This window comes from Hydrogenophaga sp. UC242_50 (assembly GCF_042697355.1).
Taxonomy (GTDB): Bacteria; Pseudomonadota; Gammaproteobacteria; order Burkholderiales; family Burkholderiaceae_C; genus Hydrogenophaga.
Window position 1 is genome coordinate 4,629,204 of record NZ_CP170553.1, and the last position, 23,334, is coordinate 4,652,537.

16 protein-coding genes, 1 tRNA gene and 6 pseudogenes are annotated in these 23,334 nt (G+C 67.6%); 10 read left to right on the top strand and 13 right to left on the bottom strand.

Annotation, left to right across the window (positions count from 1 at the left end; genetic code table 11):
- Positions 1-366 precede the first annotated feature (366 nt).
- Positions 367-2,114: pseudogene (locus tag ACFJGX_RS23620) on the bottom strand (acyl-CoA synthetase).
- Between the two features lie 35 nt (positions 2,115-2,149).
- On the opposite strand from ACFJGX_RS23620, the gene ACFJGX_RS23625 reads away from it, so the two are divergent.
- From ACFJGX_RS23625 to aqpZ, 7 genes and pseudogenes are all read left to right on the top strand, one after another.
- The gene (locus ACFJGX_RS23625) at positions 2,150-3,067 is read left to right on the top strand and encodes an alpha/beta fold hydrolase (protein WP_382323620.1); all 918 of its coding nucleotides are present in this window, start codon (positions 2,150-2,152) and stop codon (positions 3,065-3,067) included.
- 62 nt (positions 3,068-3,129) lie between these two features.
- Positions 3,130-3,675, top strand: coding sequence for a hypothetical protein (locus ACFJGX_RS23630; RefSeq protein WP_382327182.1), 546 nt, complete (start codon positions 3,130-3,132; stop codon positions 3,673-3,675).
- Between the two features lie 79 nt (positions 3,676-3,754).
- Positions 3,755-4,859, top strand: a protein-coding gene (gene prfB, locus ACFJGX_RS23635) for a peptide chain release factor 2 (RefSeq protein WP_382160317.1) whose coding sequence is annotated in 2 segments (ribosomal slippage) — positions 3,755-3,835 and positions 3,837-4,859 — 1,104 coding nt in all. Because the reading frame shifts where the segments join, the coding sequence is not laid out codon by codon here.
- 3 nt (positions 4,860-4,862) lie between these two features.
- The gene (gene pepN / locus ACFJGX_RS23640) at positions 4,863-7,559 is read left to right on the top strand and encodes an aminopeptidase N (RefSeq protein WP_382323618.1); all 2,697 of its coding nucleotides are present in this window, start codon (positions 4,863-4,865) and stop codon (positions 7,557-7,559) included.
- Between the two features lie 14 nt (positions 7,560-7,573).
- Positions 7,574-8,581, top strand: coding sequence for a class 1 fructose-bisphosphatase (locus tag ACFJGX_RS23645; protein ID WP_382323617.1), 1,008 nt, complete (start codon positions 7,574-7,576; stop codon positions 8,579-8,581).
- 28 nt (positions 8,582-8,609) lie between these two features.
- Positions 8,610-8,685: transfer RNA gene (locus ACFJGX_RS23650), tRNA-Thr, on the top strand.
- A 141-nt stretch (positions 8,686-8,826) separates the two neighbouring features.
- Positions 8,827-9,513: pseudogene (aqpZ, locus tag ACFJGX_RS23655) on the top strand (aquaporin Z); the annotation flags it as partial.
- 38 nt (positions 9,514-9,551) lie between these two features.
- Here aqpZ and ACFJGX_RS23660 read toward each other — a convergent pair.
- From ACFJGX_RS23660 to ACFJGX_RS23670, 3 genes are read right to left on the bottom strand one after another with little or no spacing between them, the layout of a single operon-like run.
- Complete coding sequence (locus ACFJGX_RS23660) at positions 9,552-10,544, bottom strand: Bug family tripartite tricarboxylate transporter substrate binding protein (protein WP_382160327.1); 993 nt, start codon at positions 10,542-10,544, stop codon at positions 9,552-9,554.
- Between the two features lie 37 nt (positions 10,545-10,581).
- Positions 10,582-11,382, bottom strand: a complete 801-nt coding sequence (locus ACFJGX_RS23665; protein ID WP_382323615.1) for an alpha/beta fold hydrolase — start codon at positions 11,380-11,382, stop codon at positions 10,582-10,584.
- Positions 11,379-11,930 (bottom strand): cupin domain-containing protein, encoded by a 552-nt coding sequence (locus ACFJGX_RS23670; protein WP_382323614.1) that lies wholly within the window; start codon positions 11,928-11,930, stop codon positions 11,379-11,381. Before ACFJGX_RS23670 ends, ACFJGX_RS23665 begins: the two co-directional genes overlap by 4 nt.
- Positions 11,931-12,232: 302 nt before the next feature.
- Between ACFJGX_RS23670 and ACFJGX_RS23675 the strand changes: the two genes are divergently transcribed.
- Positions 12,233-13,021: a LysR substrate-binding domain-containing protein gene (locus tag ACFJGX_RS23675; protein WP_382323613.1), complete on the top strand. Its 789-nt coding sequence runs from the start codon at positions 12,233-12,235 to the stop codon at positions 13,019-13,021.
- Positions 13,022-13,033: 12 nt separating this feature from the next.
- Here the strand turns inward: ACFJGX_RS23675 and ACFJGX_RS23680 are convergent.
- Positions 13,034-14,281: pseudogene (locus ACFJGX_RS23680) on the bottom strand (NAD(P)/FAD-dependent oxidoreductase).
- A gap of 305 nt (positions 14,282-14,586) precedes the next feature.
- Here ACFJGX_RS23680 and ACFJGX_RS23685 point away from each other — a divergent pair.
- Positions 14,587-15,474: a porin gene (locus ACFJGX_RS23685; protein ID WP_382328789.1), complete on the top strand. Its 888-nt coding sequence runs from the start codon at positions 14,587-14,589 to the stop codon at positions 15,472-15,474.
- A 99-nt stretch (positions 15,475-15,573) separates the two neighbouring features.
- Here ACFJGX_RS23685 and soxB read toward each other — a convergent pair whose 3' ends face one another.
- From soxB to soxC, 8 genes and pseudogenes are all read right to left on the bottom strand, one after another.
- A complete protein-coding gene (gene soxB / locus ACFJGX_RS23690; RefSeq protein WP_382327184.1) occupies positions 15,574-17,298 on the bottom strand; it encodes a thiosulfohydrolase SoxB in 1,725 nt (574 codons plus the stop codon).
- A 90-nt stretch (positions 17,299-17,388) separates the two neighbouring features.
- On the bottom strand, positions 17,389-18,039 hold the full coding sequence (gene soxX, locus ACFJGX_RS23695) for a sulfur oxidation c-type cytochrome SoxX (RefSeq protein WP_291121222.1): 651 nt from the start codon (positions 18,037-18,039) through the stop codon (positions 17,389-17,391).
- Positions 18,040-18,055: 16 nt separating this feature from the next.
- Positions 18,056-18,863: pseudogene (gene soxA / locus ACFJGX_RS23700) on the bottom strand (sulfur oxidation c-type cytochrome SoxA).
- 127 nt (positions 18,864-18,990) lie between these two features.
- Entirely contained in the window at positions 18,991-19,302 is a 312-nt protein-coding gene (gene soxZ, locus ACFJGX_RS23705) for a thiosulfate oxidation carrier complex protein SoxZ (protein WP_382160349.1), read from the bottom strand.
- 63 nt (positions 19,303-19,365) lie between these two features.
- On the bottom strand, positions 19,366-19,821 hold the full coding sequence (gene soxY, locus ACFJGX_RS23710; protein WP_291121225.1) for a thiosulfate oxidation carrier protein SoxY: 456 nt from the start codon (positions 19,819-19,821) through the stop codon (positions 19,366-19,368).
- A gap of 37 nt (positions 19,822-19,858) precedes the next feature.
- Complete coding sequence (locus ACFJGX_RS23715) at positions 19,859-20,188, bottom strand: c-type cytochrome (RefSeq protein ID WP_291121227.1); 330 nt, start codon at positions 20,186-20,188, stop codon at positions 19,859-19,861.
- A 114-nt stretch (positions 20,189-20,302) separates the two neighbouring features.
- Positions 20,303-21,440: pseudogene (locus tag ACFJGX_RS23720) on the bottom strand (c-type cytochrome).
- Between the two features lies 1 nt (position 21,441).
- Positions 21,442-22,786: pseudogene (soxC, locus tag ACFJGX_RS23725) on the bottom strand (sulfite dehydrogenase).
- Between the two features lie 243 nt (positions 22,787-23,029).
- Between soxC and ACFJGX_RS23730 the strand changes: the two are divergent.
- Positions 23,030-23,332, top strand: a complete 303-nt coding sequence (locus ACFJGX_RS23730) for a c-type cytochrome (protein WP_382160358.1) — start codon at positions 23,030-23,032, stop codon at positions 23,330-23,332.
- The last annotated feature ends 2 nt before the right edge of the window (positions 23,333-23,334 follow it).

The following is a 23,334-nucleotide window of genomic DNA, read 5'->3' on the forward strand; positions in this document are numbered from 1 at the left end:
CCGCGTTCTCCGGCGCTGCTCGCGGACGGCTGCCCGGGTTCGCCACCGTTACCTCGTCAACTCCACCCCCTCACTCAGCCTCTGTGGCAACCGCGAATGGGCGCCTGCGCCCGCGAACCCCACCATCCGTCGAGAGGGAGGGAATGGAACGCCATTCAAGTGAAACTTGAATTCAACCACTTGAATGCCAACCATGCCACTGGGTCGATGGTGCGGGTGGCTGGGCGCAGGCGCCCATTCGCGGTTGCCACAGAGGTCGTGCGCCCACCCGGTGTTGATGAGGGGGTATGGGCATGCCCGGGAAGTCGCCCGCGAGCAGCGCCGGAGAACGGCCACCCGCACCAGCGGCCCCGCGCAAACGCACCGCTAGGAACGCAGGCGCGCCCTATCCTCCTCCAACACCCGCAAAACCCGCCGCTGCACCTTCCCCGTGGTCGTCATGGGCAAAGCATCGATGAACTCGATCTCCTTGGGGTATTCGTAGGGCGCCAACATCCCCTTCACATGCAGCTGAAGCGCCTTCACCAGCGCATCGTCCCCGGCGCACCCCGGGGCCAGCACCACAAAAGCCTTCACCAAAGCCCCCCGCTCGGCATCCGGTTTCGGCACCACCGCCGCATTCGCCACCGAAGCGTGCTTCACCAGACAGTTCTCGATCTCGCTCGGCCCGATGCGGTACCCCGCCGCCTTGAACACATCGTCCGCCCGCCCCTGGTACCAGAGATAACCCTCGGCATCGCGCGTCGCCAGATCGCCCGTGCGGCACCAGCTGTCCGCCGGATCGCCCGTGTACTTCGCGCGCGTCGCCCCCTCGTTCTTCCAATACCCCAGAAAAAACACCGGATCCGGATCGCCATGCCCATCCAGCCGGTGCACCGCCACATCCCCCGGCACCCCCACCGGGCATTCCCGGCCCTCATCGTCCAGCACCGCCACCCGGTGCCCGGGGTAAGCCTTGCCCATGCTGCCCGGCTTCGCCGGCCACAACGGCGCGCAATTGCCCACGATGTAATTGATCTCGGTCTGGCCGAACATCTCGTTCACCGTCACGCCCAGCTGATCGCGACACCACGCGAACACCGCGTCCCCCACCGCCTCGCCCGCGCTCATCAGCGCCTGCAGCTTCAACCGGTAGCGCGGCCGCACCACCGGCACCGCCTTCATCATCGCCTTCAGCGCCGTGGGAAACAGGAAACTGTGCGTCACCCCATGCCGCTGCATCAGCTCGAACGCGAGCTCGGGGGAGAAGCGGCCGTTGTGGCCCACGATGGGCCGGCCGAAGTACAGCGTGGGCAACAGCGCGTCCATCAGGCCACCGGTCCAGGCCCAGTCCGCCGGCGACCAGAACACCGCTTTCGATGCCACCGAGGCATCGAACGGGTCGAAGCCGAACCAGTTCTGGCTGCACACGAAACCGCTCAGGTTGCCGATCAGCGCGCGGTGCGGGATCAAGGCGCCTTTGGGGTTGCCCGTGGTGCCGCTGGTGTAGATCAGCACCGCGGCCTCGTCGGCGTAAGTGTTCACGGGCACGAAGTCCGTGGGCTCCTGCGCCAGCAGCTCGCTCCAGTCCAGGTCGGCGCGCATGCCCTCGGGCGTGCCGTCGCCATCGAGCCCGATCACCGCGCGCAGCAAGGGGCAGCGCTCGCGCACGCCCAGCAGCGCGGGCAGCGAAGGCTGGTCGCAGATCGCCACCACGGCCTCGCTGTCGTGCAGGCGGTACTCCAGCGCGTCGGGGCCGAACAGCTGCGACAGCGGCATGCCCACCGCGCCCAGCTGCAGCACCGCCATGTAGGCCACGGCGGTCTCGAAGCGCTGCGGCAGGCACGATCGCCGACGCGGTCGCCGCGCTGCACGCCCAGCGCGGCCAGGGCGTTGGACAGGCGGTTGGCCTGGTCCATGAGTTCGGCATATCGGTGGTGGCGCGGCTCGCGGCCCGGCGCGCTGGCGATCACCGCCGTGCGCAAGGCGGTGGCGGGCCGCTCGGCCCAGCGCCGCATGCAGACCTCGGCGATGTTGAAATGCGTCGGCACCTGCCAGGCAAAGCGCCGGTGCAGGGGGTCGTAGAGGTCCCTCGGGGGCGTGGGGGACTTGTCTCTGGCTTGACTCGATCGCATGGCCGGTCTCCGTCTCGTTCTCTATGATCGATCGAATGTACCAAGCCCGGAAACCTTCCCGCACCGAGTTCGTCCCGGTGCGCCACCTGAACTACCACGTGCGCCAATGGGGCCAGCCCGATGCCACGCAGGCCCCGCTGGTGCTCGTGCATGGCTGGATGGACGTGTCCGCCTCCTGGCAGTTCGTGGTGGACGCGATGCGCGGCGATCGCTGGATCATCGCGCCCGACTGGCGCGGCTTCGGCCTCTCCAAGGCGGACGGCCCCGCGCCCGACAACTACTGGTTCCCCGACTACCTCGCCGACCTCGACATCCTGCTCGACCACTACGCCGGCGAGCGCGCGGTGGACCTCGTGGGCCACAGCATGGGCGGCAACGTGGCCATGATCTACAGCGGCGTGCGGCCCCAGCGCATCCGCCGCCTCGTCAACCTCGAAGGCTTCGGCATGCCCGAGACGCGGCCCGCGCAGGCGCCGGGGCGTTATGCGCAGTGGATCGATGAGGTCAAGGCCCTGCACCGGGGCGAGAACGGCCTCAAGGCCTACGGCTCGGTCGACGGCGTGGCACAACGCCTCATGAAGACCAACCCGCGCCTGCCGCGCGACAAGGCCGACTGGCTGGCGCGCCAATGGGCCGCGCCGAACGCCGAGGGCGGCTGGGAGATCCTGGGCGACGCGGCCCACAAGGTGGTCGGCGCGAACCTGTACCGGCTCGACGAGGCGCTGGAGCTGTACCGCCGCATCAGCGCGCCCGTGCTCTCGGTGACCGCCAGCGACGACAGCCTGGGCCTGTGGTGGAAGGGCGCCTTCACCCTGGCCCAGTACCACGAGCGCATCCAGGCCGTGCCCCGGCTGCGCAGCGCCGAGGTGCCCGACGCCGGGCACATGATGCACCACGACCAGCCCGAAGCACTGGCCGGCCTGATCGAGGATTTCTTCCAGGCCCCGGGCTGATGTACGGATTGTTGCAGTCGCAACGCGGGTGGCGTGCATACTTGTGACCTATGGTTTTCAGCTTGCCCACGACCCCAACCCGCCCCGCTCTTTCACGGCCCCTGCGCACCTTCGCCCTGCTGGCGGCGCTGTCCTCGCCGGCCCTGGCCATCGACTGGACGCTGTGCCCCGGCATCAACGATCCCGTGGCCGAAGGTGCGACCGAACCCCGCTACGAGGGCTTTTTCTCACCCTACACGCACCACTGGTCGCACGATCCGGAGCACAAGCCGGTGTTCGCCTTCAGCCTGAGCCGCCTGCTGCCCAACGACCGCACCTGCGGCATCAGCCTGTTCCGCAACTCCTTCGGCCAGCCCTCGGCCTACGCCTTCGTGGGCAAGGCCTGGCCCGGCCTGCTGCCCAGCCAGCCCAAGGTGTATGTGTCGGTGACGGCCGGCATCCTGTACGGCTACGTGGGCCAGTACAAGGACAAGGTCCCCATGAACGTGGGCGGGTTTTCGCCCGCCATCATCCCGGCGGTGGGCTACCAGCTCTCGCCCCGGTCCGCCCTCGAAGTCCAGATCCTGGGCACCGCGGCCTTCATGGTCGGGGCGAAGTGGCGCTTCTGACATCGGACAGCGCCCGCGGCCCAGGGCCGGCCCGTGAGAAAATCGCCGTCTTTGTACACAGACAGCAGGAAACAGTCCCATGGAAGCCGAACGCAGCAACGCCATCCGAAGCCAGCTCGAAGACCTGACCACCCGAGTGGTCGAGCTCCGGAGGTATCTTTGACTACGATGCCAAGGCATCGAAGCTGAAGGAAGTCGAGTCCGCGCTCGAAGACCCGACGGTCTGGAACGACCCCAAACGCGCCCAGGACCTGGGCCGCGAGAAAAAATCCCTGGAAGACGTGGTGCTGGTGCTGGACCGCCTCACCGGCGAACTGGCCGACAACACCGAGCTGTTCGAGATGTCGAGCGAGGATGGCGACACCGCCGGCCTGGTCACCATCGAAGGCGAAGCCGCCAAGGTGGCGGCCGAGGTGGAGAAGCTCGAATTCCGCCGCATGTTCAACAACCCGGCCGATCCGCTGAACTGTTTCGTCGACATCCAGGCCGGCGCCGGCGGCACCGAAGCCTGCGACTGGGCCAGCATGCTGCTGCGCCAGTACCTGCGCTACGCCGAGCGCAAGGGCTTCAAGACCACCATCGAGGACGAGACCGAGGGCGACACCGCCGGCATCAAGAGCGCGACCATCAAGGTGGAGGGCGAGTACGCCTTCGGCCTGCTGCGCACCGAGACCGGCGTGCACCGCCTGGTGCGCAAGAGCCCGTTCGACTCCTCGGGCGGGCGCCACACCTCGTTCGCGTCCATCTTCGTCTACCCCGAGGTGGACGACTCGATCGAGATCGACATCAACCCGGCCGACGTGCGCACCGACACCTTCCGCGCCTCGGGCGCGGGCGGCCAGCACATCAACAAGACCGACTCGGCCGTGCGCCTCACGCACATCCCCACCGGCATCGTGGTGCAGTGCCAGGACGGCCGCAGCCAGCACAGCAACCGCGACGTGGCGTGGAAGCGCCTGCGCTCGCGCCTGTACGACCACGAACTGCGCAAGCGGCAGGAAGAGCAACAGAAGCTCGAAGACACCAAGACCGACGTGGGCTGGGGCCACCAGATCCGCTCGTACGTGCTGGACAACAGCCGCATCAAGGACCTGCGCACCAACGTCGAGATTTCCGCCACGCAGAAGGTGCTGGACGGCGACCTCGACCCCTTCATCGAAGCATCACTCAAACAGGGAGTTTGATCCATGAGCTCATTGCGTGAAGGCCCCACCACCGTGGTGCGCCGCGAGGACTACGCCGCCCCGGCCTACTGGATCGACACCGTCGATCTCGGCTTCGACCTGGACCCGGCCAAGACCCGCGTGCTCAACAAGATGCGCCTGCGCCGCAACCCGGACGTGCCGGCGCAGGCCTTGCGCCTGGACGGGGAAGACCTCAGCGTCGCGCGCGTGCTGGTCAACGGCGCGGGCTGCTCCTTCAAGATCGAAGGCACCCAGCTCGTGCTGGAGAGCCTGCCCGAAGGCCACGAACCCTTCGACCTGGAGATCTTCACGATCTGCGTGCCCGAGAAGAACACGCAGCTCATGGGCCTGTACGTGAGCCAGGGCACCTTCTTCACGCAATGCGAGGCCGAGGGCTTCCGCCGCATCACCTACTTCCTGGACCGCCCGGACGTGATGGCCAGCTACACCGTCACCTTGCGCGCCGACAAGGCGAAGTACCCGGTGCTGCTGTCCAACGGCAACCTGGTGGAAGAAGGCGCCCTGCCCGATGGCCGCCACTTCGCGAAGTGGGTCGATCCGCACAAGAAGCCGTGTTACCTGTTCGCCCTCGTCGCCGGCCAGCTGGTGGCGCGCGAGCAGCGCATCACCTCGCGCAGCGGTGGCAAGCACCTGCTGCAGGTCTATGTGCGTCCGGGCGACATGGACAAGACCGAGCACGCGATGAACTCGCTGATCGCCAGCGTGGCCTGGGACGAGGCCCGCTTCGGCCTGCCGCTCGACCTCGAGCGTTTCATGATCGTCGCCACCAGCGACTTCAACATGGGCGCGATGGAGAACAAAGGCCTCAACATCTTCAACACCAAGTACGTGCTGGCCAACGCCGCCACGGCCACCGACACCGATTTCGCCAACATCGAATCGGTGGTGGGCCACGAGTACTTCCACAACTGGACCGGCAACCGCGTCACCTGCCGCGACTGGTTCCAGCTCAGCCTCAAGGAAGGCCTCACCGTCTTCCGCGACCAGGAATTCAGCATGGACCTGTGCGCCGAGCCCTCGGCGCGCGCGGTCAAGCGCATCGAGGACGTGCGCGTGCTGCGCACCGCGCAATTCCCCGAGGACGCCGGCCCCATGGCCCACCCGGTGCGGCCCGACAGCTACGCCGAGATCAACAACTTCTACACCGTCACCGTCTACGAAAAAGGCGCCGAGGTGGTGCGCATGATGCAGACCCTGGTCGGCCGCGAAGGCTTCGCCAGGGGCATGAAGCTGTACTTCGAGCGGCACGACGGCCAGGCCGTCACCTGCGACGACTTCGCCCAGGCCATCGCCGACGCCAACCCCGAGAGCGACCTGCACCGCCTGCTGCCGCAGTTCAAGCGCTGGTACAGCCAGGCCGGCACGCCACACGTGCGCGCCGAAGGCGTGTACGACGCCGCCGCGCGCAGCTACACGCTCACGCTGTCGCAAAGCTGCATGCCCACGCCGGGCCAGGCCGCCAAGGAGCCGTTCGTGATCCCGGTCTCGCTCGGCCTGCTCAGCCCCGAAGGCCAGCAGTTGCCGCTGCAACTGGCGCACTGGACGCAGCCCGAGGCCGGCAGCCGCACCTTCGTGCTCACCCAGGCCAGCGAGACCTTCACCTTCGTGAACCTCGACAGCGCGCCCGTGCCCTCGCTGCTGCGCGGCTTCTCGGCGCCTGTGGTGCTGGAATGCCACTACACCGACGCGCAGCTGCTCACCCTGCTCGCGGCCGACCCCGACCCGTTCAACCGCTGGGAAGCCGGCCAGCGCCTGGCCCTGCGCCGCGCGCTCATGGCCATCCTGGCCGAAGGCCCCGCCCCCGATGCGCCGCTGGACGGCGCCTTCCTCGGCGCCATGCGCGATGTGCTGCGCCACCAGCACCTGGACGCCGCCTTCAAGGAACTGGTGCTCACGCTGCCGAGCGAAACCTACATCGCCGAACAACTGGCCGAGGTGGACCCGCAGCGCGTGCACGCGGTGCGCGAAGCCATGCGCGAACAGCTCGCCACCGCCCTGCAGGACGACTGGGCCTGGGCCTTCGAGAACCACAAGGACAACGGCGCCTACCACCCCGACCCGGTGAGCACCGGCCGCCGCGCGCTCGCGGGCCTGTCGCTCACCATGTTGTGCCTGGCCGCGCGCCACCAAGGCGACGCCGTCTGGCCGGGCAAGGCCTACCAGCACTTCAAGGACGCCGGCAACATGACCGACCGCTTCAACGCGCTGTCGGCCCTGGTGGTGAGCGAACACGCGCTCGCCCGCGACGCGCTGGCCCGCTTCCACGCCCTGTTCCGCGACGAGGCCCTGGTGCTCGACAAGTGGTTCGCCCTGCAGGCCGGTGCGCCCGACCGCGCGGGCAACGTGCTGCCGGCGGTGCGCAAGCTCATGGCGCACCCGGACTTCAACCTCAAGAACCCCAACCGCGCGCGCAGCGTGATCTTCAGCTACTGCAGCGCCAACCCGGGCGCCTTCCACCGCGCCGACGCGGCGGGCTACCTGTTCTGGAGCGAGCGCGTGGTCGAACTCGACGCCTTCAACCCGCAGGTCGCCGCCCGCCTGGCGCGCGCGCTCGACCGCTGGAAAAAACTCGCCGAGCCCTACCGCGGCGCGGCGCGCGAAGCCATCGCCCGCGTGGCCGCCAAGCCCGACCTGAGCAACGACGTGCGCGAGGTCGTCACCCGCGCCCTCGCCGACTGAAACGGAAAACCGACATGACCCAACGCATTTCCCTCACCCGCTACCTCGTCGAACAACAGCGCGTCGACGGCCTGATTCCCTCCCAGCTGCGCCTGCTGCTCGAAGTGGTGGCGCGCGCCTGCAAGAGCATCAGCCAGGCCGTGAACAAGGGCGACCTCGGCGGCGTGCTCGGCGCGGCGACCACCGAGAACGTGCAAGGCGAGGTCCAGAAGAAGCTGGACATCATCGCCAACGAGGTGCTGATCGAGGCCAACGAATGGGGCGGCCACCTCGCGGCCATGGCCAGCGAGGAAATGGACAGCATCTACGTGGTGCCCAACCGCTACCCGCAGGGCGAGTACCTGCTGCTGTTCGATCCCCTGGACGGCTCCAGCAACATCGACGTGAACGTCAGCATCGGCACCATCTTCAGCGTGCTCAGGAAGCCCGACGGCAGCGCCGGCGTGAGCGAGCAGGACTTCCTGCAGAGCGGCGCCCACCAGGTGGCCGCCGGCTACTGCGTGTACGGCCCGCAGACCACGCTGGTGCTCACGGTGGGCGACGGCGTGGCCATGTTCACCCTCGACCGCGAGCAGGGCTCCTTCGTGCTGACCCAGGAAAACGTGAAGATCCCGGCCGACACCAAGGAATTCGCGATCAACATGAGCAACATGCGCCACTGGGACGCCCCGGTGAAGCGCTACGTGGACGAGTGCCTGGCCGGCCAGGAGGGCCCGCGCGGCAAGGACTTCAACATGCGCTGGATCGCCAGCATGGTGGCCGACGTGCACCGCATCCTCACGCGCGGCGGCATCTTCATGTACCCCTGGGACAAGCGCGAACCGAACAAGCCCGGCAAGCTGCGCCTGATGTACGAGGCCAACCCCATGAGCTGGCTGATCGAACAGGCCGGCGGCGCCGCCACCAACGGCCGCGAGCGCATCCTGGACATCGTGCCCGGCAAGCTGCACGAGCGCGTCAGCGTGATCCTGGGCTCGAAGAACGAGGTCGAGCGCGTCACCGCCTACCACCGGGAAGCCTGATCCACATCGGGCTATAATCTTAGGCGTTGCCGGTGTAGCTCAGTCGGTAGAGCAGCTCATTCGTAATGAGAAGGTCGGGTGTTCGATTCATCTCTCCGGCACCAACAAACGCTGAAAGCCCGCCATGAAATCCATGGCGGGCTTTTTCTTTGGGGCGGCGCGGCCGTGCGTGCGCCCGTCGGAGTCGACCTAGAATCCGCCCACGCCCTGTGGCAACAGGCCGAACAACCCGACTTGGAGACAGCATGGAACACAGCAATCTGAAGAAGTGGTCTGCCGAATTTCTGGGGACCTTCTGGCTGACCTTGGGCGGCTGCGGCAGCGCGGTGCTGGCGGCGGCCTTTCCGCAGCTCGGCATCGGCTTCACCGGCGTCTCGCTGGCTTTCGGCCTCACGGTGCTGACCGGCGCCTACGCCTTCGGGCCCATCTCCGGCGGCCACTTCAATCCGGCGGTCTCGCTAGGCCTGGCGCTCGGGGGCCGCTTCCGCGCGGCCGAGCTGCCCGGTTATGTGATCGCCCAGGTGCTGGGCGCCGTGGTGGCGGCCGGCGTGTTGTACCTCATCGCCACGGGCAAGCCGGGCGCCAGTGTGGGCGGCTTCGCCACCAACGGCTATGGCCAGCATTCGCCCGGCGGCTACGGCCTCACGGCGGCGCTGATCACCGAGGTCGTGCTCACCGCCGTGTTCCTGCTCGTCATCCTCGGCGCCACCGCGAAACGCGCGGCCGCCGGCTTCGGCGGCTTGGCCATCGGCCTGTGCCTGACCTTGATCCACCTGATCTCGATCCCGGTGACCAACACCTCGGTCAACCCGGCGCGCAGCACCGGCCCGGCGCTGTTCGGCCCGGCCATCGCGCTGGACCAGCTCTGGCTGTTCTGGGTCGCGCCGATCGTGGGCGCCGCGCTGGGCGCGCTGATCTGGCGCTCGCTGCTGCGCAGCCGGCGACGACTGAGCCGGCCGGCCGGGCGGCCTCACTCCACGCGGATGTTGTTGGCCTTGGCGATCTTGCCCCACTTGTCGTATTCGGCGCGCGAGACCTTGGCGAACGCCTCCACCGAGGTGCCCATGGCCACGAGCCCCAGGCCTTCGAGCTTCTTCTGCACATCGGGCGTGTGCAGGATCTTCACGAGCTCGGTGTTGAGGCGGCCGATGATGTCCTTGGGCGTGCCCGCGGGCACGTAGAAGCCCTGCCAGCCATCGCCGTCGTAGCCCGGCAGGACCTCGCTCACGGCGGGAACCTCGGGCAAAGCCGAACTCCGCTTGGGGCTGGTGACAGCCAGCGCGCGCACCTTGCCCGAGCGCACCAGCGGCACGGCCGTAGTGGCCGGCTCGAACGCCAGCGGCACCTGGCCCGCCATCACGTCGGGCAGCGGGCTGCCCTTGTAGGGGATGTGGACCATGCTCACCTGCGCCATGTTGTTCATCATCTCCATCACCACGTGCGGGCCCGAGCCCACGCCCAGCGAGCCGTACTCCACGCCACCGGGTTTCGCCTTGGCCTGGGCCAGCAGATCCTGCAGGGTCTTGAAGGGCTGGTTGGGGCCGGTGATGAGCACATAGGGCACCAGCGCCACCTGGGTCACGGGGGCGAAGTCGCGGAAGGTGTCGTAGGGCAGCTTGGCGTAGACGTTGGGGTTGATGCCCATGATGGAGTTGACCGTCATGAACAGGGTGTAGCCATCGGCCGGGCTCTTGGACGCCACGTCGGCGCCGATGATGCCGGCCGCGCCCGCGCGGTTGTCGATGACGACGGGTTGCCCCAGCGCGCGGGACAGCGGCTCGCTCAGGATGCGGGCCACGACGTCGGGCGAGACGCCGGCGGCGAAGGGCACGACCACGCGGATCGGCTTCTCGGGCCACTTGCCCTGGGCGTGCAGCCGAGGGGCGACGCCGATCAGGGCGGCGGCGCCGAGGCCGGAGAGGATGTGGCGGCGGTTCGGGCCTGCGGGGAGTTGGGGGCTCATGGGGGTTTCCTGGTTCGGGGGCATGGGGCGGCAGGGCTCAGGCGAGCCAGGACCGCAGATGGGGAAGCAAGGCGTCGATCTGCTGCACATGGGGATAGTGCCCCCCGGCGGACAGCACGACGCGGTGGGCATGGGGGTAGCGCTGGCGCACCCGTTCGCGCACGGCGGGCGTGATGATGGCGTCGTCCTCGCAGTCGCAGAGCACGGTCTTCGTGGGCGTCGGCGCTGCGGGCAGGGGCGTCGACAGCGCCACCTTCAACAGCCGCTGGCGGAAGTCTTCCGCCGGCAGGCCGTGCTGGAGCATGTGCAGCTGCAGCTGGCGCAATTCGCTGTCGGGGCGGGCCAGGGTGCCGTCGCGCCAGCGCGCCACCACGTCGTCGCCACTGGCCGCGGTCAGCCAGTCGGGCGCGAACAGTGGGGACGCGGTCACGTCGGCCCCGTCGACGAAGGTGTTGCCCAGCCACAGCGCGCGCAGCGCGCCGGGGTGGCGTTGGGCGAAGGCCTGGGCCCACCACGCGCCATACGAGGAGCCCCACAGCGCCACGGGCCCGAGCGCCAGGTGGTCGATCAGGGCCAGGAGGCCATCGGCGAGCGCGTCGGGTTCCAGGCCGCTGGGGTAGTGCACCGTCAGCACCCGGGCCTCGACGTCCAGGGCTTGCGCGATGCGCCAGGCCACGTCGCCGTTGCCCAGGGCACCGGGCAAGAGCACCAGGGGCGGCGCGTCGCGCCGGTTGTCGCGAAAGCCCCAGCGGTGCCCTTGCGGGTCGGTGAAGGCGTGCAGGGGCCAGGCCTGGGTGAACGCCTTCAGGCCGGCCGGTGCGGCGAAATCCAGGCTCACGCGTACAGCCCCGCTTCGCGCAAGGTGGACTTGGCCTGCTCGGAGAAGTCCGCCTCGGGGGCGTCGCCGCTGACGACGACCAGCAGGAAATGCGATTGCTCGGGCTCGTGGTGGGTGATGTTCTCGAAGCGGCGGTTGACGCCGGGTGGGAACGACATGACGTCCCAGGGGCCGACGTCGAAATGCTCTTCACGGCCATCCAACTCCCAGGAGCAGCGCCAGGTGCCGGTGAGGGGCATGAAGGTTTCGTTGGTGTCGTGGTTGTGCATCATCGGGCCGTGGCCGGGCCGGGCTTCGCAGAAGCCCAGGTTGAAGCCCTCGCTGATGGGGATGGCCGCGTTCGCCGCCGCCTCGGCGCCCAGCGGCGAGACCACCTCCTGGCCGCCCTTGCCCTTGGGCGGCTGGAAGCCGACGGCGTTGTACAGCTTGCGGATGGCGCTGGGGTACTGGCTGTCGGGCAGGCCGCCGTCGAAGCCTTTCAAGTCCTTGAAGTAGGCCACGCGTTTGCGCATCTCTTCGCGCGTGACTCGGATCTGGGGAAGTGCCATGGGGTCTCTCTCGGTTGGGGGTGGGACACGCGGCGAAGTATGAAAGCGTGACTGCGCATGCTGCAATCGCGCAAACCGATGGCACCGATCAGCCCCCGCGATGAAGGCCATGGGTTTTCCCCTAGGCCCCTGAGCGCACCCGGTCAGGCGAATGCAGGCACCATCCCTGGCCATGAAGCTGCCGACCCTCGATCTCCCTCTGCTGCTCGCGTTCGACGCCCTGATGCGGGAGCGCCATGTCACCCGCGCGGCCGAACGGCTGGAGGTGGGCCAGTCGTCCATGAGCGCGTCGCTGGCGCAAATTGCGCGACCTGTTTCAGGACGAGTTGCTGATGCGCGCGGGCACCGGCCTGGTGCCCACCGAACGCGCCATGGCCCTGCTGCCCCGGATGCAGGAAGCGCTGGCCGCGATGGAGCGCGTGCTGGAGCCCGCCACGCCGTTCGACCCCGCCACGGCGCAGCACACCTTCCGACTGATCGTCATCGACTACATCGACCTGCTGGTGATGCCTTCGGTCATGCGCCGGCTGCGCGAGGAGGCGCCCGGCGTGAAGATCCACGTGCTGCAGACCAACCCGAAACACTTCGGCGAAATGATGGCGGCGGGCGAGCTGGACCTGGCCATCACCTACTTCCCCGACGCGCCCGACTACCTCAAGGGCCGCAACCTGTTCGCCGACCGCTTCGTCACCATCTGCGCGCGCGAGCACCCCGCGATCACCGCGTCGCTGGATGTGGCGGCTTTCTGCGCGCTGCCCCATGTGACCATCGAGCCCGACCTCGCGCAGATCTACAACGTACAGATCGACGCCGCCTTGCGCCCCCATGGCGTGAGCCGCAACGTGCACATGATCAAGCCCAGCTTCCTGGCCCTGCCCTTCGTGCTGGAGACCTCCGACATGGTGGCCTGCGTGCCAGTGCGCCTGGCCCGGCGCATGACGCAGATGGCGCGCATCGACATGTTCGACATCCCGCTGGAGCTGCCGCTGTTCGATGTGCGCATGCTGTGGCACCCGCGCACGCAGCACGCGCCCGCCAACGAGTGGCTGCGCCGCGTGGTGGTGGAGTGCGCGCAGGCGGTCGCGCGCTGAAGGCGCGAACGGCTAGCCGAACCGGGCCGGCGAAAACGGCCGCACGTCCACGCGCGGCGTGGCGCCGGTCATCATCGCCGCCAGCAGTTCCCCGTCACCGGCCCCAGCGTGAAGCCCTGGTGCCCATGGCCGAAGGCGCACCACAGGCCGGGCACCGAGGGCACGGGGCCGAAGACGGGTTTCATGTCGGGCATGCAGGGGCGCGTGCCCATCCAGGGTTCGGGGTCCACGCGCTCGCCGAGCGGGAAGCTCTGGCGCGCGATCGCTTCGGCGGCATCGATCTGCGTGGGTGTGCGCGGCGCATCGGCGTTCGCGAGTTCGGCGCCGGTGGTCAGGCGCAGGCCGTCCTTCATGGGCGCGACCACGTAGCCGTATTCGGCATCGATGACGGTGCTGTTCAGGGTCTGGCCCGGCAGGCGCGCGTAGTGCATGTGGTAGCCGCGCTTGGGAATCATGGGCGCGGTGTAGCCGAAGCGCGAGGTCAGTTGCAGGGTCCACGGGCCCAGCGCCACCACCACCTGCGGCGCCGAGAGCGTGCGCCCGTCGGCCGTGTCCACCTGCCAGCCGCCCGAGCCGCTCTGGCGCAGGCCCAGGGCGTCGCCCAGGTGCACCGCGCCACCGCGTTGTTCGAACAGGCGCGCATAGGCCTGCACCAGGTCGCCCGGGCTGCGGATCGCCAACGGGGTCGGTCCAGCGCACCGCGCCGGCGAACTCGCCCACCAGCGCGGGCTCTTCGCGCGCCACGTCCGCGCCCGTGAGCTTGAGGTGGTGCACACCGGCCTGGGCGCGCTCGTCGGCCACCTCGAAGAATTCGTGCAGTTCGCGCTCGCTGCGGTAGAGCATGAGGTAGCCCTGCCCCGCCACGAGATGCTCGGCGCCCGCGTCGCGCATCAGCGGCGCGTGTGTGTCCAGCGAGAGCGCGATCAGGGTCTCGTACTCGCGCGAGATCCGCTGGTAGGGGCCGGGCGCCGAGTGGCGGTAGTAGGACCACAGCGGGCCCAGCATGCGCGCGGCATCGCTGGCGTGGTAACGCACGTCGACGCGCTGGTTGGTGGCGCCCGACAAGAGGAAGCCGAGGTCGCGCGGCAAGGCATAGGGTGCGATGGCTTCGCGCTGGATGATGCCGGCGTTGCCGTAGGACGTTTCGAGCCCTGGCGCGCGGCGATCGAGCAAGGCGACGGACTGGCCCCGGGCCTGCAGGTGCAGCGCGCAGCCCACGCCAACCATGCCCGCGCCGAGAACGATGATGTCGTGTGTCATGGTGCAGGTCATTCTAGTTGCTGCTCTTTTTATGGCGCGGTGATGACAGCCCTGGCACATCGCAGGGCCATGTGTTGTATCTCGGGGCAAACCCTCTTGCGGGCGGCCGATGTCACAGAGTTTTCGCCGCGCTTCGATGAAATACGAAGGACTTCCTGCATGGTGCAGGGAGCAAGGGGACCTCCACGGGTCCCCCGTGCAATTTCATCGGAGCATCCACATGAAGAAGAGCCTCGTCGCTCTGGCCGTTCTGGCGCACCACGGGCGCCGCCCTGGCGCAGTCCAACGTCACGCTGTACGGCCGCATCGACACCTCGGTCGGTTCCAACAAGGTCAACGGCGTGAGCAGCACGCAGATGTTCAGCGGCAACCTGACCTCCACCCGCTGGGGCGTGCGCGGCAGCGAAGACCTGGGCGGCGGCCTCAAGGCCATCTTCGGTCTGGAGCAAGGCTTTGACAGCAGCGCCGGCACGCAAGCCGCCGGCAGCGCGTTCGACCGCATGTCCATCGTCGGCCTGAGCGGCGGCTTCGGCACGCTCAAGCTCGGCCGTCACGACACCTCGTTCGACGACATCCGCGACCTGAGCATCAGCAGCAACCTCTGGGACTCGGAATTCAGCCCGACCAAGATCGCCTACACCGCCGGTGTGGCCGACTACTCGAGCCGCGCCAGCAACCAGCTGCGCTACGAATCGCCCTCCTTCGGCGGCTTCAGCCTCGGCGCCAGCTACGGTCTGGACGAAGACTCGACCGTGAAGGCCGACACCACCGCGTTCAACCTGCGCTACCGCGCCGGCAACCTGGACGTGGGTGTGGGCTACCAGGAGCAGAAGGCCAACAACCGCGAGTACACCACCGTCGGTGGCGCGTACAACTTCGGCGTGGCCCGGCTCTCGGCCGGCTACAACCGCGCTGAAATCAAGAACGGCGCCAGGGCCAATGGCTACGCCATCGGCGTGAACGTCCCCGTGGGCAACCTGGACTTCTCGGTGGGCTACGCCTACAGCAAGGCCGAGAACACCGCAGGTGCCACGACCGCCAAGGGTTCCGCGCTGTCCGCTGGCGTGACCTACGCGCTGTCCAAGCGCACCCGCGTGTACGGCGCCTACCTCGACGGCGACGTGGAGAACGGCGCTGGTGTCACCACGACCGACCGCCGCATGTACTCGGTCGGCGTGCGCCACGACTTCTGATTTCCCGCTTTCGCGTTACTTCCTGCCTTTTCCAAGGTTTCATGCCCTCCGGTCGATTTCGGCCGGAGGGCTTTTTGCCTTGCGGTGCGTCGTGTCGGCTTACGCGGCCTGGCCGGGGTTGCCGTCCATGCCGACGATGCGCGGGGTGTTGATCTTCACGCCCTTGATGACCTTCTTGTCGCGCAGGTAGCCCGAGACCACGTCCCAGATCGGCTCGCCCTTGGCGCCTTCCTGCACCGAGGCCCAGCCCGCGACCTTGTAGGTCTTGTCGGCTTCGATCGGCTTGCCCTTGAGCATCATGTTGTTGATGCGCTGGCCCATCGCCGCCTTGGGCGAGACCGTGTACTGCATGCCACCCACGCGCACCATATCGCCGCCCTGCTGGTAGTAGGGGTCGGGATTGAAGATGTTGTCGGCCACGTCTTCGAGGATGGTCTTGATCTGCTCGCCGGTGAACTCGTTGAGCGTGGTGGCCGGGTAGGTCATGGCGATCTGGTCCATCATGCGCTCGTAGGTGATGGTGTCGCCCGGCAACAGCGAGGTGCCCCAGCGCACGCCCGGCGAGAAGGCCATGTCGGCGCCCTTGTTCTGCATCAGCGCGTCGCAGATGACCTGGTCCCACGAGCCGTTGAAGTTGCCGCGGCGGTACAACAACTCTTCGGTGACGGCGAGTTTCTCGTCGAGCTTGTCCTTGTAGGGCGCGCGCACCTTGTCGATGTAGGCCTGCATCTCGGCGTCGGCCGGCAGCAGGTTGGAGAACACCGGCATCAGCTTGTAGCGGAAGTCCTGCACCTTGCCGCCGCGCACGTCGAAGTCGAGCACGCCGACGAACTTGCTGTTGGAGCCGGCGTTGGTCACCAGGGTCTGGCCGCCACCGTTCTTCACGATGGTGGGCGCGGGCATGCCGTCGTGCGTGTGGCCGCCGAGGATGGCGTCGATGCCGCGCACGCGCGAGGCCATCTTGATGTCCACGTCCATGCCGTTGTGCGAGAGCACCACGACGACCTGCGCGCCTTTGCCGCGCGCCTCGTCCACCATCTTCTGCATGTGCTCGTCCTGGATGCCGAAGGTCCAGTCGGGCACCATGTAGCGCGGGTTGGCGATGGGGGTGTAGGGGAAGGCCTGGCCGATCACGGCCACCTGCACGCCGTTCATCTCGCGCAGCGCGTAGGGCTTGAACACCAGGTCTTCGAAGTCGGTGGTCTTGACGTTCTGCGCGAGGAATTCCATGTTCCCCTTGAAGTCCTTCTCCACGATCTCCTGCACGCGCTTGGCGCCGAAGGTGAACTCCCAGTGGGGCGTCATCATGTTCACGCCCAGCAGCTTGCAGGCGTCGACCATGTCCTGGCCGTTGGTCCACAGCGAGGTGGCCGAGCCCTGCCAGGTGTCGCCGCCGTCGAGCAGCAGCGCGTGCGGCCGGCTGGCGCGCAACTGCTTGATCAGCGTGGCCATGTGCGCGAAGCCGCCCACCTTGCCGTAGGTCTTCGCGGCCTGGCTGAAGTTGAGGTACGAGAACGCGTGCGCGCTCGCGGTGCCCGGTTTGATGTTGAAGTGCTTGAGCAGCTTCTCGCCGACGATGTGCGGCGCGCGGCCCACGGCCTCGGCCACGCCGAGGTTGACATTGGGCTCGCGGAAGTAGATCGGCTGCAGCTGGGCATGGCAGTCGGTGAAGTGCAGGAAGCTCACGTTGCCGAAGGTCGGCACGTCGTACAGCTTTTCACCCGCGCCGGGCGCGGCGGCCAGCACGTCGCGGTGGTTCAGGGCCATGCCGGTGGCACTGGCCACGGCGAGCACCTGCATGAATTCACGGCGACTGAAACTCATCTCTGTCCTTGATTGATAACTGATGACTGATATTTGAGCGAAATTTTTTTGAAGGGCCCCGGCTGCGGTGCGCAGCCGGGGCCGATCGCTCTACTTGTTGACGGGCGAGGCCGGGTCCAGCAGCAGGGCCATCACGTCCTTGAGCTGCTTCTCGTTGAGGATGGCCATGTGGCCCACGCGCGGCATCTGCGAGCAGGCGTTGTAGGCGCGCGAGTTCCAGAGCTTGCCCCAGGTGTACTCCACGATGGCCTTGCCACCGGCGCTGTTCGGGTCGGTGACGCCGCGCAGCTTGCCGTAGTTGTACAGGCTCGGGCCCAGGGTGCCGAAGGAGATCTCTTCCTTGCTGATCTGGTGGCAGTTGTAGCAGTTGCCGCCGTTGGCGTCGCCGGCCTTGTCGGTCCAGGTCATGCCCCGGCCGCTCTGGGCGATCTTCTCGCCCTCTTTCCAGTCGCCGAGGAACTTGCCGTCGCTGGGCCACTTCACGGTCTTCATGTTGGCCGCTTCGATGGCCTTGGCGACGGCCGGGTCGATGGTCTTGCCCGCCACGTCGGCGGCCGCGCACTCGCGGTTGGCGTCGTCCTGCACCAGGCGGTCCACCTTGGCGATGCCGCGGTCCTGGAAGGAGTTCTTGATGATGTCGGCCGCGGCCTTGTCGTACTCGGCGGCAGAAGGCGACACGGTGCACGCGGAGAGCGCGAGGGCCGCCACGGGCAGCAGGGCGAATGCAATGGCTTTGTTCATGGTCGGTGTCTCCGGTTCAGCGCTTGATGGCGGGCACGATGGACTCGGCGGTCTTGGCGTTCACGCCCATGTAGACACCGAGTGCAATGGTGGCGTCGCTGCCGAACTTGGGCTCGGGGAAGCGCTGCTGGCGGAAACAGTCGTTCAGGCGCAGCTGCATGCCCCACATCTGCGAGTTGGACACTCGGTAGGCCGGCCAGGCTGCGAAGCCGATGCCGTCGCCCGGGTTCTTGGTGAGGTTGGGCAGGTCCTGCAGGCGGATGCGCTTGTCGCTCTCACCGTGGCAGGAGGCGCACGAGAAGTCGTGCGTGCCGCCGCGCGTGAAGAACATGCGCTTGCCGGCTTCGTACATCAGCTTTTCCTGCGCGTGCGATTGCGGCAGGTTGAAGCGCATGCCCTTGGAGGCGGTCGCCACGTAGGCTGCGCAGGGCCGTCAGATTGGCCATCTCGCCGCGGCCGAACGGCGTCTTGGCGATCTCGGCACCGTTGAAGCCCTGCAGGGTTTCCATGCAGGTGATCAGGCGGGTCTCCAGGTCCTGCACGCGGCCGGTGTCCTTGAAGAAGCGCGGCATTTCGACGAAGGCGCCCTTGATGACACCGGGGCCCTTGCCCAGGTCGCACTGCTCCAGCGATGCGTTCTTCGGGCCCCGTTTCTGTTTCCAGAGTTCTTCCCCCTTCATCTCGAACAGTTCGGCGGGGTTGCCGTCCTGCAGCATTTCCCGGTATTTCGCGATGCCTTCGGCGGTCGCATCCTGGGCGTGCACGGCGCCAGCAGCCATCAGGCCACCGAGCACCAGCGCGGCTGAAGCAAGCTGGAATTTCATGGGGAGTCTCCTCGTTGTTATCAAAAAAGGCGGTGGGGCGACACTTCCAGAGTCACCGCGGAACCGGCTTTGCCGGGCCGCTGGTGACGCCCCCTGGAGGGGGTCGCGCGAAGCGCGGCGGGGGGTGTTATGCGATGACAGCTTCGTCGGTGCGCGTGTCGCCCTTGGTGTCGACCCACTTCACCGTGACCTTGTCGCCCTTGGCGGCGCCCTTGAACTTGAAGGACAGGAAGGGGTTCTGCGCCACCGAGCCGGTGAACAGCGAGCTCAGCACGACCTTGCCGTTGTGCGTGGCTTCCACTTCCTTGATGAAATGGGCGGGGATGAGGGCACCCGCCGCGTCGCGCCGCGTGCCGGGCTCCATGACGTGGGACATGAGGATGCGAACGGTGGTTTCGTCACCGGCGAGAGCGGCGCGGATGCGCATCGGATCGGCCATGATGGACTCCTGGGGTATCTGTGAATGGGTTGCGAGGGGAAACGTGGGGTTCGGGGGGGGCGATCAGCCGCCGCAACCACCCAGCGTGACCTTGGTTTCCTTGGTGGCCGAGTAGAGCTTGCCATCGGCCTTGACCACGGCGATCACGTTGCTGCTCTGGCCCATCTTCAGGCGGGTCTGCACGTCGGCGGCGGTGCCGGCGGGGATGATGAATCCGGCCGACAGCGGCATCGGGTTCTTCTCGACGATCAGGTAGATCTCGGTGGTGTTGGGCAGCTTGCTGGTGGCGCCCACGGGCACCACGGCGCCGTTCTCGGCGATGTCCGGTGCGACCACGGTGACCTGGTCGCTGTTGGCGGGCGTGCCGCCCACGGCCTTGAGCGCCTCGGCCAGGGTCTTCACTTCGAAGCCGGCGCGGTCCACGGCGGCCTGGGCCTGGCTTTGGGTGATGAGACCCAGCGACACGAGCGTGGCGAAGGCCCCGGTGGTCTTGAGGGCGACTCGGCGTGAGTTGTTCATGGGGAGCTCCTGGTGAGAATGAAAAAACGCGGTGAGTTTACTGGGGGGCCCCAGCAAGGATCCAGCCGGCAAGCAGTTTGAGCTCGTCGTCCTTCAGATTCGGTTGTGGGGGCATCGGCACCGGGCCGTAGGCCCCCGAACCACCCGACTTGATGCGCGCCGCCACGGCGTCGAGCGCACCCGCCTGTCCCTTGTGCTTGGCGGCCACGTCCTTGAAGGCCGGGCCCACCAGCTTCTTGTCCACCGCGTGGCAGGCCATGCAGGCGCTCTTGGTCGCCAGCGCCTTGGCGGCAGCGGCGTCCTGGGCGTGGGCACCCGCGCTCCAAAGCGCGCCGGATGCTGCCAGGCACAGCAGGATCGATTTCATGGACATAGCGTACGGTCTCCTTGTCGTGGGGGGAATGGGGTTTACGAGTAAATGCAAATATTTAGAAGCATACCTTCGCTCCCGAAGGCCAGCCCCTGCGACGGCCAATGGCCCTCACTTCGCGCCGTTGACGATCCACTGCGCGATCGAGCGCGCGTCGGCTTCGCTGAGCTGGGGCTGCGGCGGCATCGGCACCGCGCCATACACGCCCGAACTGCCGCCCTGGATCTTGCCCATCAGGTAGGCCTCGAGGTCGGCCTTGCCCTTGTGCTTGGCCAGGATCTCGGTGAAGCCCGGGCCCACGATCTTGTTGCTCATGCCGTGGCAGGCGGTGCAGCTGTTGGCGCCGAGCAGGGCCTTGGGGTCTTTCACCGCCGGGGCGGCCGCGACCACCACGGCGGCGGGCGCGGGCCCGCTGCCCACCGGCCCCTTGGGCGGCGGCTTGGTGGTGTCGGCGCCGCGCACCGGGCCGATCACGCGGTTCTGCTCCTGGATGTTGCCGTGCGCGTCGCGCGCGAAGTCGGGCAGCGAGGAGCGGATGGTCGACTCCACCGGGCAGTCCTTCATGCAGGCCACGTTCTTCACGTCGCCCTTGCCTTCGAGCTTCCACAGCGGTTCATGGAACACCATGCCGTTGCGGTTGGGCATGCGCTTCTGCACCTCGGCGATGTTCTGGTCGTTCAGCGTGAAATCGGCCGGCACCACCTCGGCCAGGCTCAGCAGGTAGGCCGTGACGGCGTAGACCTCGTCGGTCTTGAGCGTCTTGGGCGCGTTCCAGGGCATGGCGCGGTTGATGTAGTCCCACAGCGTGGAGAGCGCTGCGCACCTTCATCATGGTGGTCTTCTGCGGGAAGATGCTGCCGGGTTCGAGGTTCTTCACGCGGCCGCGCTCGATGTCGGCCTTGGTGGTGCCGCCCACGATGGGGGTGAACACCTCGTTCGATTCGCCGAAGCTGCCGTGGCAGGACGCGCACTGCGCCTCCCACACCTGCTCGCCCAGCGCCACCGAGCCCGCGCCCTTGGGCAGGCCCTTGAAGTCGGGGCGCACATCGATGTCCCAGGCCTTCACCTCGGCCTTGGTCGCATCGCGGCCCAGCTCGTGCCAGGGCTTGCCCTGTGCCACGGCAGGGCCGGAGAACCCGATGACGAGCGCAGCGAGGAAAGTTCCAGAAATACCGCGGAACCGGCTTTGCCGGGCCGCAGGTGTTGCCCCCTTGAGGGGGTCGCGCGAAGCGCGGCGGGGGGTCGTCATATCAATACACCTGGACGTTGGAGACTTCGCCGTTTTCGGCGACCCGCCATGACTGGATGGCGTTCTGGTGGTAGATCGAGCGCGTGCCGCGCACGGCGCGCAGTTGGTTGATCTTGGGCTGCACGTAACCCGTGCTGTCGATCGCGCGGCTCTGCAGCACGGCGGGCTTGCCGTCCCACACCCAGTCGATGTTGAAACGCGTCAGCGCCTTGGGCAGCAGCGGGCCTTCCAGCCGCGCGGTGCGCCAGTTGCGCCCGCCGTCGGTGCTCACGTCCACGCGCTTGACGGCACCGCGGCCCGACCAGGCCAGGCCGGTGATGTTGTAGTAACCCTTGTCCAGCAGCGTCTGGCTGCCCGAGGGCGTCGTGATCACGCTCTTGCACTCCTGGATGCCGGTGTACTGGCGGTGCGTGCCGTCGGGCATGTGGTCGATGTAGTGCACCGCCTCGTCCTTGGTGGCCCACTTCTGGTCCCCCACCTCCAGGCGGCGCAGGTACTTCACCCAGCTCACGCCCTGGATGCCCGGCACCACCAGGCGCAGCGGGTAGCCGTTCTCGGGGCGCAGCATCTCGCCGTTCATGGCCCAGGCCACGAGGCAGTCGTCCATCGCGCGGTCGATGTCGATCGTGCGCGTCATCGACGAGCCGTCGGCGCCTTCGGCCAGCACGTACTTGCCGTTCTTCTTGTCGTAGCCGCACATCTCCAGCAGCGTGGAGAGCAGCACACCGGTGAATTCGGAACAGCTCACCATGCCGTGCGTGTACTGCACCGAGGGCAGCGCCACGTTGCCCCACTCCGGCGCGGAGTTCGCGCCGCACTCGATGAAGTGGATGCGCGAGACGCTGGGCAGGCGCATCAGGTCGTCCATGGTGAAGACGCGCTCGCGCTTGACCAGGCCGTTGACCATCAGGCGGTGCTTGGAGGGATCGATGTCCCACCAGCCCTGGTGGTGGCGCTCGAAGTGCAGGCCGCTGGGCGTGATGATGCCGAACAGGCCCTGCAGCGGCGTGAAGCTCACCGAGGCCTGGGGCACGCGCGTGAGGCCCGGGCTCTGGCGGCGCTGCAGGTTGCCTTCCCACTTGCTGGGCAGGCCGTAGCCCAGCGTGCGCAACGGGCTGGCCCAGGCCGGTGCTGTGCGCGGGCAGCTTGAGGATGGCGTCTTCGCCTTCGGCGGCCAGGGCGCGCGTGGAGGCGGCGGCGCTGGTCACGGCGCCCGCGCCCATGGCGAGGGCCTTGCCCATGAAGCTGCGGCGCGCCTTGCGCGCCTGCTCCAGCTTCTCGGTGCTCAGGTGGTTTTCCGGGGCGGGCAGAACGCGCCCGATGACGTCACTCAGGTCTGTTGACACGGTGGGATTCCTTGTGGGGTGGGCGATGGCCTGTCGCCTGGGATGAGGGACTATATGAGTGATTGCTGATATTCGGATTAGTATAAACCCGTACCGCTGAGGGTTAACACCGTGAGCACGGCCCTGCCCCGCTGCTAGCATGAACCATCGAAATATGCGTACTTACGGATAGTTAGGCGCCGCAAGGCCTGTCTGCTACATTTTTGGATGCACTTACGTTTCGACACCCCACAGGAGACCACGATGGTGAAAACGATGAAATGGCTGGCGGCGGGCGTGCTCTGCGCCGCCGCCATGGGGGCTCAGGCCCAGGTCAATCAGATCAAGGTGTGGGCCGCGGCCTGCGCCAACTGCCACGGCACCGATGGCCGCGCGCAGCCCGGTGCCATCTCGCTGGCCGGCCAGGGCAAGGACGATCTGCTGCAGAAACTGCTGGACTTCAAGGCCGGCAAGCGGCCCGCGACCATCATGCACCAGCTCGCCAAGGGCTACACCGACGAGCAGCTGGCCGACATCGCCGGTTATTTCGCCGCCCAGAAGAAATAAGG